Origin of the sequence: Paraburkholderia strydomiana (genome assembly GCF_046030495.1) — a bacterium.
Taxonomy (GTDB): domain Bacteria; phylum Pseudomonadota; class Gammaproteobacteria; order Burkholderiales; family Burkholderiaceae; genus Paraburkholderia; species Paraburkholderia strydomiana_A.
Map to the genome: position 1 here is coordinate 116,998 of NZ_JAQQCJ010000022.1, position 14,647 is coordinate 131,644.

The 14,647-nt window shown below is 59.8% G+C and carries 12 protein-coding genes; 10 read left to right on the forward strand and 2 right to left on the reverse strand.

Annotation, left to right across the window (positions count from 1 at the left end):
• Nucleotide 1: 1 nt before the first annotated feature.
• From PQQ53_RS25900 to PQQ53_RS25920, 5 genes are read left to right on the forward strand one after another with little or no spacing between them, the layout of a single operon-like run.
• Nucleotides 2–1,129, forward strand: a complete 1,128-nt coding sequence (locus PQQ53_RS25900) for an NAD(P)/FAD-dependent oxidoreductase (RefSeq protein ID WP_408149339.1) — start codon at nucleotides 2–4, stop codon at nucleotides 1,127–1,129.
• On the forward strand, nucleotides 1,119–1,478 hold the full coding sequence (locus PQQ53_RS25905) for a (2Fe-2S)-binding protein (RefSeq protein ID WP_408149341.1): 360 nt from the start codon (nucleotides 1,119–1,121) through the stop codon (nucleotides 1,476–1,478). The genes PQQ53_RS25900 and PQQ53_RS25905 overlap by 11 nt, the downstream gene beginning before the upstream one ends.
• Nucleotides 1,468–2,922, forward strand: coding sequence for an FAD/NAD(P)-dependent oxidoreductase (locus tag PQQ53_RS25910; protein WP_408327214.1), 1,455 nt, complete (start codon nucleotides 1,468–1,470; stop codon nucleotides 2,920–2,922). Before PQQ53_RS25905 ends, PQQ53_RS25910 begins: the two co-directional genes overlap by 11 nt.
• On the forward strand, nucleotides 2,919–4,073 hold the full coding sequence (locus PQQ53_RS25915) for an NAD(P)/FAD-dependent oxidoreductase (protein ID WP_408327217.1): 1,155 nt from the start codon (nucleotides 2,919–2,921) through the stop codon (nucleotides 4,071–4,073). Before PQQ53_RS25910 ends, PQQ53_RS25915 begins: the two co-directional genes overlap by 4 nt.
• A 43-nt stretch (nucleotides 4,074–4,116) precedes the next feature.
• A complete protein-coding gene (locus PQQ53_RS25920; protein ID WP_408149347.1) occupies nucleotides 4,117–4,470 on the forward strand; it encodes a RidA family protein in 354 nt (117 codons plus the stop codon).
• A 129-nt stretch (nucleotides 4,471–4,599) separates the two neighbouring features.
• Here the strand turns inward: PQQ53_RS25920 and PQQ53_RS25925 are convergent, their stop codons facing one another.
• Nucleotides 4,600–4,890 (reverse strand): hypothetical protein, encoded by a 291-nt coding sequence (locus tag PQQ53_RS25925; RefSeq protein WP_408151810.1) that lies wholly within the window; start codon nucleotides 4,888–4,890, stop codon nucleotides 4,600–4,602.
• A gap of 667 nt (nucleotides 4,891–5,557) precedes the next feature.
• Between PQQ53_RS25925 and PQQ53_RS25930 the strand changes: the two genes are divergently transcribed.
• Nucleotides 5,558–7,486: an NACHT domain-containing protein gene (locus PQQ53_RS25930; protein WP_408327220.1), complete on the forward strand. Its 1,929-nt coding sequence runs from the start codon at nucleotides 5,558–5,560 to the stop codon at nucleotides 7,484–7,486.
• Between the two features lie 375 nt (nucleotides 7,487–7,861).
• Here PQQ53_RS25930 and PQQ53_RS25935 read toward each other — a convergent pair whose 3' ends face one another.
• Nucleotides 7,862–9,355, reverse strand: a complete 1,494-nt coding sequence (locus PQQ53_RS25935) for an esterase-like activity of phytase family protein (protein WP_408327223.1) — start codon at nucleotides 9,353–9,355, stop codon at nucleotides 7,862–7,864.
• Nucleotides 9,356–9,584: 229 nt separating this feature from the next.
• Here PQQ53_RS25935 and PQQ53_RS25940 point away from each other — a divergent pair, with 229 nt between their 5' ends.
• The 4 genes from PQQ53_RS25940 (at nucleotide 9,585) to PQQ53_RS25955 (ending at nucleotide 13,930) form a co-directional block, all read left to right on the forward strand.
• Nucleotides 9,585–9,893 carry a hypothetical protein gene (locus tag PQQ53_RS25940; RefSeq protein ID WP_408149355.1) on the forward strand — a complete coding sequence of 103 codons (309 nt, stop codon included), beginning with the start codon at nucleotides 9,585–9,587 and terminating at the stop codon, nucleotides 9,891–9,893.
• Nucleotides 9,894–10,475: 582 nt separating this feature from the next.
• A complete protein-coding gene (locus PQQ53_RS25945) occupies nucleotides 10,476–12,230 on the forward strand; it encodes an alkaline phosphatase family protein (RefSeq protein WP_408327226.1) in 1,755 nt (584 codons plus the stop codon).
• 153 nt (nucleotides 12,231–12,383) lie between these two features.
• Nucleotides 12,384–13,508, forward strand: coding sequence for a cytochrome-c peroxidase (locus PQQ53_RS25950; RefSeq protein ID WP_408327229.1), 1,125 nt, complete (start codon nucleotides 12,384–12,386; stop codon nucleotides 13,506–13,508).
• A gap of 215 nt (nucleotides 13,509–13,723) precedes the next feature.
• Nucleotides 13,724–13,930, forward strand: coding sequence for a hypothetical protein (locus PQQ53_RS25955; protein ID WP_408151816.1), 207 nt, complete (start codon nucleotides 13,724–13,726; stop codon nucleotides 13,928–13,930).
• Nucleotides 13,931–14,647: the final 717 nt, after the last annotated feature.

Consider the following 14,647-nt stretch of genomic DNA (forward strand, 5'->3'; position numbering starts at 1 on the left):
GATGAACTCTTCCGATGTACTCGTGATCGGCGGCGGCCTGGTCGGCACCGCCGTCGCCTATGGACTCGCCCGTGAGGGGCTGAAGGTCGGCGTGCTCGACGAAGGCGACGACGCGTTGCGCGCGTCGCGCGGCAACTTCGGCCTCGTGTGGGTGCAGGGCAAGGGCTACGGCAAGACGCCGTATGCGACGTGGACGCGCGGCTCCGCCACGCGCTGGCCGATGCTGCGCGACCACCTGCTGAGCGAGACCGATATCGACGTGCAGCTAACCCAGCCGGGCGGCTTCCATTTCTGCTTCAGCGAAACGGAGTGGCACGAGCGTGCCACGCGTTTGCAGGCGATCCGCGACGATCTGAACGGCGACTATCCGTTCGAGATGATCGACCACGCGGAGGTGAAGCGGCGTCTGCCCGGCGTCGGCCCACAGGTGATCGGCGCAAGCTATTCGCCGATGGACGGCCACGCGAATCCGCTGAAGCTGCTGCGTGCGCTGCATACCGCGTGCCGCAAACGCGGCGTGCAGATGAGCGCGGGCATGCGCGCACAGCGCATCGAACGCAGCGGTAGCGGCTTCGTGGTCGAGGCGGGCGGTCAGCGTTTTCACGCGGGACGTGTGGTGCTCGCCGCGGGGCTCGGCAACCGGGCGCTCGCCGAACAGGTCGGCATTCATGCGCCGGTTGCGCCGAATCGCGGACAGGTCCTGATCGCCGAACGCGTCGCGCACTTCCTCGACTACCCGACCACGTACGTCAGGCAAACCGACGAAGGCACCGTGCAGATCGGCGATTCGATGGAAGACGTCGGCTTTGACGACGGCGTGACCGCCGATGTCGTGAGCCACATCGCGTGGCGGGGCGTGCGCAGTTTTCCGGCGCTCGGCGACGTGAAGCTGGTGCGCGCATGGGGCGCATTGCGCGTGATGAGCCCGGACGGCTTTCCGATCTATCAGCAATCGGCGACCTGTCCCGGCGCGTACGTCGTGACCTGCCATAGCGGCGTCACGCTCGCGGCCGCGCACGCGCTGCGCGTCGCACCGTGGATCGCAAAGGATCTCGCGCCCGCCGGCATCGAACATTTTTCCGGCGAGCGCTTCTTGCAGACCGACAAGGTATTGACGCATGGCCACTGACACTCTTTTCAAGGTATTGCCGCCGGACGGCGTGCAAGGGAACGCGGCGACCGTCGCCATCACGTTCGATGGGCGAGCGCTGCGCGTGCCGCGCGGAGCGAGCGTCGCCGCCGCGTTGCTCGCTGCCGGCGTGCAGCGGTTTCGGACCACGCCGGTCAGCGGCGCGTCGCGTGCGCCGTTCTGCATGATGGGCGTCTGCTTCGAGTGTCTCGTCGAAATCGACGGCGTGGCGAACCGGCAAAGTTGTCTCGTGCCGGTTGCCGAAGGCATGACGATCCGCTCGCAGCTTGGCATGCGCGAGCTGCACGAACCCGCCACGCTTGCAGGAGACGCACGCGATGAACGCTAATCGAGTGGATGTGGTGATCGTCGGCGCGGGACCGGCGGGCATGGCGGCGGCGAACGTCGCGGCGCAACGCGGCCTGAGCGTGACCGTGCTCGACGAGCAGGCCGCGCCGGGCGGACAGATTTATCGCGCGATCACGCAGACCAGTGCGCGGCGTCTGCAGATTCTCGGCCCCGACTATGCGGCGGGCGGCGAACTGGCGCGCGCCTTTGCGGCGAGCGGCGCGAAGCACGAACGCGGCGCGTCGGTGTGGCAGGTGACGGCGGAGCGTACCGTCGACTATGTGCAGGACGGTGTGGTGAAGTCGCTGCGGGCGGGTTCTATCATCCTGTGCAGCGGCGCGATGGAGCGGCCGTTTCCGATTCCGGGCTGGACGCTGCCGGGCGTCTTGACCGCCGGGGCCGCGCAGATCCTGTTGAAGAGTGCCGAGGTGGTGCCGTCGCAGCCGGTGGTGCTCGCGGGCTGCGGGCCGCTGCTGTACCTGCTCGGCTGGCAGTATTTGCGAGCGGGTGTGCCGATCCGCGCGATCGTCGATACGACGGACAGCGCCGACTATCGCCGTGCACTCACGCATCTGGGCGGTGCGCTCAAGGGCTGGCGGCAACTCGCGAAGGGGCTGAAGCTCATGCGTGCGTTAAAGCGCGCGGGCGTGCCGTTTCATCAGGGCGCAACGGACCTCGCGCTCGAAGGCACGGACGCGCTCGAGGCAATCCGCTTCAGCGTCGCTGGCCGCGTGCAGCGTTTGCCGGCTACGCTCGTGCTGCTGCATCAGGGTGTGGTGCCGAATACGCAGGTCAGCTGGTCGTTGCGCGCGCGGCATCGCTGGGACGACGCGCAATTGTGCTGGGTGCCCGAGACCGATGCGTGGGGCGAACTCGACGTGGCGGACATCTACGTTGCGGGCGACAGCCGTGGTATCGGCGGCGCGCAGGCCGCCGCCGAACAGGGCCGGCTCGCCGCGCTGGAGATCGTGCATCGCGCCGGCCGTATCGACCGGGCCATGCGTGACACGCTGGCGGCGCCGGTGCATCGCGCGTTGCGCGAGATGCTGCACATCCGGCCGTTTCTCGATGCGCTGTACCGGCCGAAAGACGCCAACCGTATTCCCGCGGACGGCGTCACCGTGTGCCGCTGCGAAGAAGTCACCGCTGGGCAGTTGCGCGAGTTCGTGAAGCTCGGTTGCCTCGGGCCGAATCAGGCGAAGTCGTTCGGCCGTTGCGGCATGGGGCCGTGCCAGGGACGTCTGTGCGGCTTGACCGTCACCGAGGTGATCGCCGATGCGCGCGGTGTGCCGCCTGCCGAAGTCGGTTATTACCGTGTGCGTCCGCCGATCAAGCCGGTGACGCTGGCCGAGCTTGCGGCAGCGCACGAAGCGGCGTTGCGGCGCGACGACACGCAGCAGCCTGTCCAAGCCGTTGCCGAATCGCACGACACCGCCGCGCGATGAGCGGCGTCAACGAACCGGCGGGCGCCGATGTCGTCGTGATCGGCGGGGGCTTGCACGGCCTGTCGAGCGCGCTGCATCTCGCGCGACGCGGTGCGCGTGTGGCCGTGCTGGAGCGCGACGTGTGCGGACGGCATGCATCGGGCGTCAATGCAGGGGGAGTCCGCACCCTGGGACGGCACGATGCGGAGATTGCGTTGTCGCTTGCATCGCGCGAACTGTGGTTCAAGCTTCACGAACTCGTCGACGACGATGCGGGCTTCGTCCCGTCCGGTCAGTTGAAAATCGCGGAGAACGAAGCGGAACTCGGTGAGTGCCGCGCGCGCGTCGCGTATTTGAACACGCTTGGCTTTACACACGAGGTGATGATCGACGCGCGCGCCGTTCGCGAGTTGGTGCCGAGTCTTGCGCGGCACGTCACCGGCGGTGTGTGGGTCGAGCACGATGGTCACGCGTTGCCGTTTCGCGCGGTGACGGCGTTCCGGCGCGCGGCGCAACGCGCGGGCGTCGGGATTCACGAGCAATGCGCGGTCCGTAATGTTGCGCGCCGTGACGGACAGTGGGACATCGAGACTGCCGGGCGCCGCTGGCGCGCACCCCATGTGGTGAATGCGGCGGGCGCATGGGGCGGGGAATTCGCGCGGCAGGTCGGCGAACCCGTTCCGGTCGAACCGCGCGGCCTGATGTTGATGGTGACGCAAGCCGTACCCGCGTTTGTGAATCCCGTGCTCGGGGCAACGGGCCGGCCGCTGTCGTTCAAGCAGTTCAGCAACGGCACGGTGGTGATCGGCGGCGCGCTCGAATGTGCGGCCGATATGGACGCGCGGCAATGCCGGCTCGACTTCGCGCAATTGGGCAGAAGCGCCCGCACGGTCACGGACCTGTTTCCGCATTTGCAGCACGTAGTAGTCAATCGTGCATGGGCCGGTATTGAAGGCTTCATGCCGGATGGCATTCCGGTTATTGGCCGCAGCGGCGTACACGATGGTCTCGTGCACGCGTTCGGCTTTTCGGCGCATGGGTTCGAGTTGGGACCGATTGTCGGCAGCGTGGTCGCCGAACTGGTTTGCGACGGCCGCAGCACGCATGACATCGACGCATTTCGAATTGGGCGCTTCGCGGGCGCGACTCATCTGCCTCGTGCAACTCACTGACTCTTTCGTTACTTCTTTCACCCACTCACTCGACATACGAACCATGAGCGATATTCAGCGTTTCGAAACCAATCCGCGCCTCTCGCGCATCGTCATTCACAACGGCACGGTGTACGTCGCCGGCCTGACCGCGACTTCGCGCGACGGTGATGCCAAGGCGCAAACCGAAGAAATCCTGAGCAAGCTGGATGGGCATCTGAAAACCGCCGGCACCGATAAAACCCGTTTGCTTTCCGTGCAGATCTGGGTGGCCGATATGGCGCGCGACTTCGGGCCGATGAACGCCGCATGGGAAGCATGGGTTCCGGCCGACGCGACGCCCGCTCGCGCGACCTGCGAAGCGGCGTTGGCTTCGCCGGACATTCGCGTGGAGATTATTGTGACCGCGGCGGTTTGAGTCGTTAATCAAGACGTGCGGCAGGTGCTTTGCGAAGGGAGCGGGGCGCTTGCCGCTTGTCGTGTCGCGGGGAAGCTGCGGCACGAGATTCTGGAGGGTGAATCTCGTGCGTAAGCGCAGGCCTGGTCGTTATCGGACACCGTTGTGGTGCATCACGAACGTTTCGGTGCGGGAACCATAGTGCTTCGTGACTTCGGCTTCGGTCATCAGTTTTGACGACTTGAGGATGGGAGCCACCGCCGCATACAGTCGGTCGGGATCGGGGCCGTACATGTATAGATAGCCGTCGTTGCCATCGATGTGAAATTCGGTCTCGCCGAGTTCGCCGACACCCGCACGCTTTATTGCGCTTTCCAACCGATGTTCGAGAACATGAATGCCCGCCAGGTCTTTGGGGTAGTAGTCGAAATGGACCATCATGACGGGGCCTGGGGGCCGCGTTGGCTGTTCTGAAGCTGCAGAGCCTGCTGATAAAGCGATGCATAGAAGTGCGATGGAGACTTTTCTTCGCAGCATGAGTCATTGGTCGTGCGTGGAGGGAAGGTCAATTGTCGATGATGCGGAGGGTGCCGTCGACTGCTTTGCTGCGCTTGAGGGTGAGGCCTTTGCCGCTTACCTGAGTCGACCCGTCGTCGACCGTCGACACGCTTCGGCCTGACCTGCTGCTCGCTCAAATGAGTCGAGGGGGGCAGTTGCAGGCTACTGACGATCATTCTCAATCGGTAGCGAACGGCCGATGGGACATCCACTAGATGCTTACTTTCGATCCACATCGGCTTTTGGAGCGAACGTGATCGCGATGGTCATTCGCAACGTACACGGTCATTCCATGCGCCACTATGGGCTGTCGGGTGCCGTTCCCTCCGCCTGTCGCACAGAAAACCCTGTCTTCGACTTGTGGATGCTTTCGCATGGCGCAATAATGAATTTGGCCACCAAAAGTGGCGAAAGTGAGCCACGTTTCTGTCTGGAGCTTGAATGCAACCTCGCTTCCGGCCAATTTGGCAATCGGTTTGGCTGAAAAATACTTGGGCGCTACAGTGCAACAAGTGCCCTTTGGGTGACCGGCGAGCACTGGGAGAGACCTATGCCGATTTCTGAAGCCGTGATTGCAGCGTTGGTAAAGGCGACCGTTGACATTGCGAGCAAACGGATATCATCGGCATTAGAGATCAGTGACGCTGAGACCGACTGGAGTAGCGAGAAATTGGCTAGTCACCTTGATTTCGTGAGTGGCTGGTGCCAAACGTTTCAGATTCTCGGGATGAACAGCCCTCGCAGCATTGAGTCGGGGACAATACCGTTAAAGTTTATCGACAGACGCCCCAATCTTGACTCCATGCAACCGGCGTCTTTCGTCCCTGGTCGCGCCCTTTCGCGAGCCAAAGATGTACGCATGGCGGAACTTGAAAATAGTCAGTTTGACTATACTGAAAAGTCCTTGCTCACTACCTGGGGGAATTTTCTGATTTTAGGAAGTCCAGGCGCGGGAAAAACTACGACTGTCAAGCGGCTTTGCTATCACCTGCTAACTTCGGAAGCACCTGTTGCGGTAGACGGCAGTCCTGCATATCAATATCCAATTCTCGTGAGAGTCCGCGACATTTCACGGCCTATGCCTCTTGCCGCCGTCATCGCAGATCAAATCGGAATCAAATATGAGCTTAAAGAGACTTTGGTTGGCGGAGTGAAAGAACATCTCCTCGAGTCCGGGGGGATGCCTTTACTGGACGCCGTAGCGGCAGTGTTGGATGCTAGCCAGGCAGTACTGTTTATCGACGGTTTAGACGAAGCCGACGGGAAACTGAGAGCCAAGCTCGATGGTGAAATACAGAAGCTCCTCTACATGCTGAAACAAAGTAAGGTGATCGTGTCCTTGCGAAAGGGGGATTATGATCGAACATTTGAAAATATTATTGCGTTGGAAGTAAGGCCGCTTGATTGGGATGGGATAACACTTATCTGCAATTGCTGGCTCGGAGACGGATCTGTCTTTATAAAAATGCTCAAGGAGAAGCCTTACCACGATCTTGCCAATCGGCCATTGTTCATCACTCAACTGCTTCTGATTTATTTGGCGGAGCAAGATCTGCCGTCGTCGGCAATTTTGGTGTACGAGCGAGTTGTGCGTTTGAGCATAGAGCTATGGGCGAAGGATCAAGGGATACTGCGACGGTCAAAGTACGGCTCGTTCGGGGTCGACGCCAAATTGCGTTTTTTGGCGTCAATGGCCTATCAGCTTACGTACAGGCACAAGGCGAAGGTATTCGAGCGACGCATGATTCAAGACTCGTACGAGCGAGTTCGTCGGCGCTTTCGCTTACCTGCCGCCGAGGCGGAGGAAGTGCTGCGCGAACTTGAAGCACATACGGGTCTCTTACTGCGTTCTTCCCTGGAGGCAGTCGAATTCTCTCATTTGTCGCTCCAGGAGTTTCTGTGCGCAGAATACATAACAAGGGAGCCATCAAACAAAGCCCTTGCAGATTACTTCGAAATTAACCCCGCTCCTGTGGCCGTTGCTGTCGCTTTGTCGACGGCTCCCGAAGCGCTATTTGCCACACTTCTCTTGAATTTTGAGCCTTCTGGATTTCCGAATCCACAGCGACTACGTATTTTCCTAGACCGCCTATGCTATGAGGCGCCATATTTTTCACCGACTATTGACTTGGGCGTAGCGCTGCTGCGCCTCCTGTCGGAACCCGCAGTCTTTGAGCTTGGAAATCTTTCGCTCCTGGAAGATTTGATCGAAATTTGCCAACTTTGGGACTCTATCTTGATGGGCCTGCACGCATATCGCGCGACAAAAAGGGATGCTGAATCGTTGTATATGTCGCTGATAAAGCGAGAAGATGTCGAATCCAATTTTCCTCTAACGATTACTATTCCAATACGGTTTGTAACCGGTGCCATACGAGCCAACGGTACGCACCGTTTAAAATGGGGGGCGCGAGATGATGTTCTGTTGCCTATTGAGATCACCAAAGAAGGGTCGTTGATATTCAGGGAATGTAACTGATCCAGAAAGTAAGGTATGCGGTAAAAAATCGATCAAGTGCGTATTTAATCAGGAGTGCGATTGGTATTCAATTGGGCGAGGCTTCGAAATGACTGCTGATGACGCAGGTCGACGACTTGTGTGACGGCCTCCGTTTCGACGCAGTCCATCACATAGAGTGATCCTCTGAATGCCCGAGCGATTCAACGAACGAATGGCCCTCTCGGCCCGAATTCGACCCGACGCGAAACGACCTTGGCCCACCGCGGAGAGATAACCACATAGACCTGGTTCGACTATCTGAGACTCCGCCGCTCGCGCCTGCGTATATTGCACCGGTAAGCGCAACACACGCAGACTTCATCTCCAGAACACCGACCAATCACAGACAACCAATCAGAATCCGAAAGGCCGATGTCCCGAATGCCCATGCTCGTCCCGGTCATCTTTCACGAAGCTGCACTCGCCGGCATGGCCTGAAAGCCGCTGAACACCGGCGAACTGCTGAGGCACGTAATCGGGCAGATCGTCCTTGTCCATTGCGAAGACAAAGAACTGGTTCGGATTCGCCATGCCGGCCGGGTGATTCGAGTCGGTGACATTGCCGATAAAGTCATTGTCGTTCGCGATGAGGAAGGTGTGCTTGTGCACGCCGTTCATCACGATGTCAGGGCCGAACGTCAGGCTTTCGAGTTTCGCGGGAATGTCTTGCGCACTGAAGCCGTGAGCGGTCAGCACGGCAACCACATCGAGAAAGAGCGACTTCTGGAGAGCATAAGGTGCGAGGCCGGATTCGCCGCTTGCCTGGCTGACGTCCTGCGCGCCGTCGAGGTCGACGCGAAACACTTTCTTGAACGCCGCGGTCGAATCATCGCCGAGGCCTTTGCCATCGCGCTCATCCATCAGGAGCACGCGGTCGTTGACCGCCACGACGTCGCTGATGGTCGGATAGTTCGGCTTCGATGAAGTCCCAATGTTCGTCAGCGGATACGCAAACTGCTGGGTCTTGCCGGTGCGCAGGTCGATACGGATGATGCGGCTGAAGCCGCCGCTGGTACCGCCGTCCTGCAGCAGCGGACTCTGCATCGCGCCGAACAGTGTTTTGCCGTCGGGCGAGATCGCCAGCCCTTCCATACCCTTGTTAGCCACGCGACCGGACGTGTTCGCACTGATTTCGGTGTTGCCTACCGAACTGAGCATCGACACGGCGAACGAGTCAGGCAGCTTGATCACATCGAGCCGACGCCCCGTGCGGCGATCGAAACGATAGATGTACGGACCGTATTCATCGGAAATGAATACGCTCTGTCCATCATTGGTCACCCGGATGCTTTCAGGATCGAGGCGTGCATCGAGGGGATTCGTCGAAAGGTGCGTCGGGTCGAAGTTATCCGAGCGCCCCGTGAAGTAGTGCGTGTGGTTCTGGCGGTTCAAGTCGGGCGCACCGTCCGCCACGCCGGCCGCTGCGCCGTTGCCGTACACGAGCCGCTCGGCGGTGTGCAGGAGCGTCGTGTCGACCAGCTTCGGCGTGAGTGAGTAAGGCAGAGCCGAACCTGTGGGTGCGGCGACGAGCGACAGTTGGAACGTCTGGAAGCGGTTGATGTACGACACCGTATCGTCGATCGCCGCGTTATACGAAATTGCGTTGGGGCCGCGATCAGGCAACGCGACGAAAGTGTTGCAGCCCGCGAAGCTCATGCCGGAGCCGATACCGCCGAGCAGATTACCCGGCGCACCGTTTTCGAGCGGCGCCGCCGTCTCGCGGGACAGGTCGGAGATCGTGCCGCTAATCTGACCTTTGGCGATTAGATCGACGGTAGCGTGAGCGTTCGCCATCGCGAAGAGCGATGATGCAATCACGGTGAGCACGAGCGGTCTAAATTTCAGCACGGATATCTCCTTTCAGTTGTTTCGACAGAGCATCGTCAGGTAGCCGCAAAAGGCGGCTTTCATGGGCTTACGCAGAGCCATCGAAAGTGTGGGTAACTTTCGTGTCATGAGGGTGAAACCGAATCGGGCGCCGTCGCAGGCGTGCGTTTTTCAGAACCTGCCGGTCAGCGATGTTCCTTTTTCTCGGAGTTTGATATTGCATTGCAGCAATTTACGTATAGACTAGGTCATGAACGTCTACAGCCATAAGGTTTGCTTTGATACGACGGAGAGCGACATGCCGACTTTCCCGGCTTCACACCGCCCAACCGTCCCTGAATTGCACGTTTTCGAGCAGGAGGGAGGTTGGCATTGGGGTATCACCGTCCCGCGCGTGGCGGGAAGCGGATTCAAACTGATTGCCTTCAGCGAAAGCTCTTTTTCGCTCGAAGCGGCCGCGCGCGCCGACGGGAGCCATGCGCTGGCGCATCTTGCAGATAGGGCACACGCAACGGACTTGCCGTTCACGCCGCGTGTGACGGATTTTCAACAGGAATAAGCAGGCCTTGGCTGGCATGGATGGCGCTTCGTAGGGTGCAAGAGCACTGAGGTGCTTTTGCTGTTGTCTTCACCCCCATCCGCTACCACGGATACGCGTACGCGATTTGCACACAATCGGCGCGTATGCCTCGAGCCAATCACCTTCCCACGAAGAAGAAAGTCGATATAGCAGCCATCCGAATGTCCGCGCGGCACTCTCGACGATCCACTTGCTCCAGCCCAACGATGTGCGAGCAATGGCGCCTGCAAACTCACGACGTCTGCTTCCAGCGTGCGTGAACTTCGCGGCGCCGCGCTCAGCCCAGTTCATTACACCGATGTAACTGAACTTTCACATAACTATCTTAAGCTCCTGCGCCGATGTAATAAATCCAACAATCGGGCGAGCCGGCGTGAAGATGCTGCCTGCCCGGCGTGCGACGGGAGCCCCCACGTGATTTTTTCGATAAACAAGAACCTGATATGTCGGAAAGGTGCATTAGCCCTACTGGCCAGTATCGGCCTCGCGGCGGGTTTGAGCGCCTGTGGTGGGAACGTTGACAGTACTCCTCAGGACACGACGCCCCAGGTTTCCGGGCAGGTGCTCGGCAGCTACATCCAGAACGCCAAGGTCTGTCTCGACCTCAATGACAACGGCAAGTGCGACAGCGACGAGCCGTATACAGTGAGCGACGCCAAAGGCAAATTCTCCATCGGCGACAAGAACAACGGCAGCTGGAAGAATGTGGTCGCCGATCTGACCAACGCCCGCGAAAACGACGCCAACGGCAAAGACATGGGCACCACGTTCGGTTCCGGCGCGTTCTTTCTCGCGCCCAAGGGCGCGAGCGGCACGGTGAGCGCCATCACCACGCAATTGGCTCAACTGGTGACAGGCGGCGCGGCGCTAAGCGACGCGAAGAACACGCTGGCAGCCAAATACGGCGGAGTGTCCGCCGACAAGCTGCTGGGAGACTTCAACAGCGACAGCAGCCTTGCCAGCGTGAAGGCGGCCAGCGACGACTACATCAAGACGGTCGTCGGTTCGAAGGCTGTGCGTCACGTCTTCGTGATCACGCTCGAGAACAAGAACTACGACGAATCATTTGGTACGGGTTCGGCGACTAGCGGCCAGGATCCGTATCTCAAGTCGCTCGCTCCGCAAGGCGCGCTGCTGACCAACTACTACGGCACCGGCCACGTCAGCCTGGACAACTACATCTCGATGATGAGCGGCCAGCCTTCGACGGTCGACACCGAGACCGACTGCTTCAGCGTATGGTCTGACATCGTCGACGCAGGCAACGACAGCAGCAATTCGAAGGTCCTCAAGGCCGGTACGGATGCGAACGGCCACGCCGGCGGCGGATGTGTGTATCCGGCCCGCGTCAAGACGCTGGCCAACCAGCTCGATAACGCCAAGTTCACCTGGAAGGGTTACATGGGCGATATGGGCAATGACCTGAACCGCGACGGCACGAAGACGTGCAGCTTCCCGACCCGTACCGCGAAGCTGGCAGGCTCGGATCCGGCGAAGACGGTCGACGGTACGCAGTCTGCCCAGGCGGGTTCCGCGTCCGGCGACGTCAAGGGCGATGCCTACGCGACCCGTCACAATCCGTTCGTGTACTTCCACTCGATCATCGACGACATCAACTATTGCGACCAGCACGTCGTGAATCTCGACGACAACCTGGTCAACGATCTGAAGTCGATCGATACCACGCCGAACTTCGTGTTCATCACGCCGAACCTGTGCGATGACGGCCACGACGGCGACGGCACTGGAGCGGCAGGCAAGGGTTGCAAGAGCGGTGCGCCCGGCGGCCTGACGTCGATCGACGCGTTCCTGAAGAAATGGGTTCCGATTATCCAGGCTTCGGCAGCTTACAAGCAGGACGGTCTCATCATCATCAACTTCGACGAATCGAATGCGGCCAGCTCGCCGATGACCACGTCGTTCAACGCCAGCTACTCGCAGATGAATCTCACGATCAATCTGACGGGCGCTTCGTGCTGCACGCAGCAGGTTGGTCCGAACGTCAAGCGTCCTGAAGATCAGGTCATGTCGACGCTCCCGATTGCCTACGCATCGACGCTGGGTATCAACACCGCGCTGCTTCCGTCGACCGTTCAGCTGATCCAGATCGGCATGCATTACGACGGTGTTGGCGGCGACCGCACGGGTGCAGTGCTGCTGTCGCCGTTCATCAAGGCGGGCACCACCTCCGATACCGGCTACAACCACTACTCGCTGCTCAAGAGCCTGGAGAACCGTTTCGGTATTCCCGAGTATCTGGGTTATGCGGACGATTCGAACCTCGCGACTTTCGGTTCCGACATCTTCAACCAATAAAGATAGATGCTTTTTCTCTGTACTAAAGGGACCGCCCGGGGGGCGGCCCTTTTTTTCATTTCAAGTCTCTTCCTGACGGCATGCGGCCGCCAGGAAGAAGCCCTCGGCGCCCCCGCCGTCACTACGGTTTCCGCGGCGCCTTCCAATAAGGATATGGCCGAGATCGGCAAGCTGGCTTTTTTCGATCCGTCGCTGTCGGCTTCCGGCAAACAGTCGTGCGCGAGCTGTCACAGCCCAATGAACGCCTACGGGCCACCCAACGGCCTCGCCGTGCAACTGGGCGGCGCCGATATGACGCATCACGGCACACGCGCTGTGCCTTCGTTGCGCTATCTGCGCCGCGTGCCGATCTGGACACACACGTACGCGAGCAGCTTCAAAGAACGTCTCGAGGACGGCGACAACATGCCGTCCGGCGGCTACACCTGGGACGGGCGCTTCGACAGCCCTGCCGCCCAGGCGGCCTTCCCTCTGTTGAACCCCGACGAGATGGCCAATACGGACGCTGCCGACGTCACGGGTAAATTGAGCAGGAGTGCTTATGCCGCGCGTTTTAGCGCAGTGTTCGGCCGGGATATTTTCTCCCGCCCTGCCGATGCGCTCGCCGCACTAGGCAAGGCGCTCGAGCGCTTCCAGTTCGACGATCCCAGCTTCCAGCCATTCGACAGCAAGTTCGACAAGGTACTGGACGGCAAGGCGCAGTTCAGCACCCAGGAGGCGCGTGGCTTCGCGCTTTTCAACGATCCCGATCGCGGCAACTGCGCATCCTGCCACCTCGTCGAAAAGGGCGCTGCAGGTGCGCATCCGACCTTCACCGACTACAACTTTCAGACGCTCGGCGTGCCGCGCAATCCGGAGATCCCGGCGAACGCGGATCCGAAGTACTACGACATGGGATTGTGCGGCCCGATCCGGACCGACAAGACCGACACCGACTGGTATTGCGGTATGTTCAGGACACCTACTCTGCGCAATGTCGCGACGCGCCGGGCGTTCTTTCACAACGGCCGCTTCCACACGCTGGAAGACTCCTTGCGTTTTTATGTGCAACGGGACACTAACCCGCAGAAGTGGTATCCGCATCCGGGCGGCAAGCAGCAGTTTGACGACCTGCCAGTGAAGTACCAGAGGAACGTCGACCATATCAATGCGCCGATGACGAATCACAAGGGTGGCAAGCCGGTCTGGTCGGAAGGCGATATTCGCGACGTGATCGCGTTTCTCAAGACCTTGAACGATAGCGATGCGCAGATGGTGGGGAATACCGCGACGCATTGAGGGTTGAAGCTTGGTCCTCGATAGGGAAGGGCCGCCGTTGGATTGCAGGGGGCTTCGACGGCGGTCGGTGCTGCGCGGGCTGGGGCGCTGCGGGGGCATCGGACTAGCGCGGGCATGGAGTACGGCGCATCATTCAAATGTGACAATCGGCCCGATATTTTGTAAATACTCGACCTTTTCCCGAATCCAGTAGAAGCCTTGTAATCAGACGACAAATGGACGACAAGATTGGTATTGTTCGCCGCTACCTGAAAGCGTACGTTTCCGCGATCAGTGTCGTGGGTGCCGTCGTACTTGTGTCGGAAATGCAGGGAGCCGACTGGAGGCCCGCCTTGGCAGGAATGCCCCTGTACGTCACGTTGTTCCTTGCGATTACTTATCAGTTGGTAAAGGACGTTCGCGAGTACAAACGGATGCGTTAGCCTATCTGGGCAAGGCCGATTTGGTCCGTGACGCTGTAGTTCTTTGCTCAAAGAATTACGATTATTCCGAACGCGAAGAGGACGACGCCTGCAAATAGTTGGGCGTTCACAAAAGTTGACCAACCGGGTTCGAGTGGAGCGATTGTTCCGTATCGTGTTCTACATGGCCGCCGCAGCAGTCGTATGCGCAACGCGTTAAAAAAAGGCGATTCCACCGATCGCTGGAAGACCCATGAGCGCTACCCGATCTGCATCTACTGTGCGAGGAACGCCAAACACGTAGATAACAAAACTCAAAGCGGCCCATGCTACAAAAGAAATACAGGAAAGAAAATGCAGCGCAGTTGTGAGAGTCGAGACAAACTCACTCCGACTCGTGAAAAACCTGGACATAGCTATAACTCGTGAGGGTTGCCGCGTTCGATCGACCAAGCGCTTCATCAGTAGCCCCTTGGAATCACCAGCGGCGGACATACCACGCCCCCGGCTCTCACGGCTCGTGCCAGTTGATCAGGCACGCGCTACTCTACAGACTCCGCAAGGCTATCCGAACCTTTACGAAAAGAAAGTCCGCTTTCTTGAGAGACCCCATCGTAAGAGAAAAGCTCTGCGCGACAAAGTCAGGTGCGTCTCAATAATATCCGCGCACAAGTGAATTGAAGGGCCGCTTCGGGCCATGTACGAAGGCCTGCTTCGGGTCGAGCTTGTGTGAAAACG

Bases quoted from the DNA above. Each gene is read 5' to 3' on its own strand.
- PQQ53_RS25920 (WP_408149347.1), top strand. From the start codon at position 4,117: ATGAGCGATATTCAGCGTTTCGAAACCAATCCGCGCCTCTCGCGCATC.
- PQQ53_RS25950 (WP_408327229.1), top strand. From the start codon at position 12,384: ATGGCCGAGATCGGCAAGCTGGCTTTTTTCGATCCGTCGCTGTCGGCT.
- PQQ53_RS25910 (WP_408327214.1), top strand. From the start codon at position 1,468: ATGAACGCTAATCGAGTGGATGTGGTGATCGTCGGCGCGGGACCGGCG.
- PQQ53_RS25940 (WP_408149355.1), top strand. From the start codon at position 9,585: ATGAACGTCTACAGCCATAAGGTTTGCTTTGATACGACGGAGAGCGAC.
- PQQ53_RS25915 (WP_408327217.1), top strand. From the start codon at position 2,919: ATGAGCGGCGTCAACGAACCGGCGGGCGCCGATGTCGTCGTGATCGGC.
- PQQ53_RS25905 (WP_408149341.1), top strand. From the start codon at position 1,119: ATGGCCACTGACACTCTTTTCAAGGTATTGCCGCCGGACGGCGTGCAA.
- PQQ53_RS25900 (WP_408149339.1), top strand. From the start codon at position 2: ATGAACTCTTCCGATGTACTCGTGATCGGCGGCGGCCTGGTCGGCACC.
- PQQ53_RS25930 (WP_408327220.1), top strand. From the start codon at position 5,558: ATGCCGATTTCTGAAGCCGTGATTGCAGCGTTGGTAAAGGCGACCGTT.
- PQQ53_RS25955 (WP_408151816.1), top strand. From the start codon at position 13,724: ATGGACGACAAGATTGGTATTGTTCGCCGCTACCTGAAAGCGTACGTT.
- PQQ53_RS25925 (WP_408151810.1), bottom strand. From the start codon at position 4,890: ATGATGGTCCATTTCGACTACTACCCCAAAGACCTGGCGGGCATTCAT.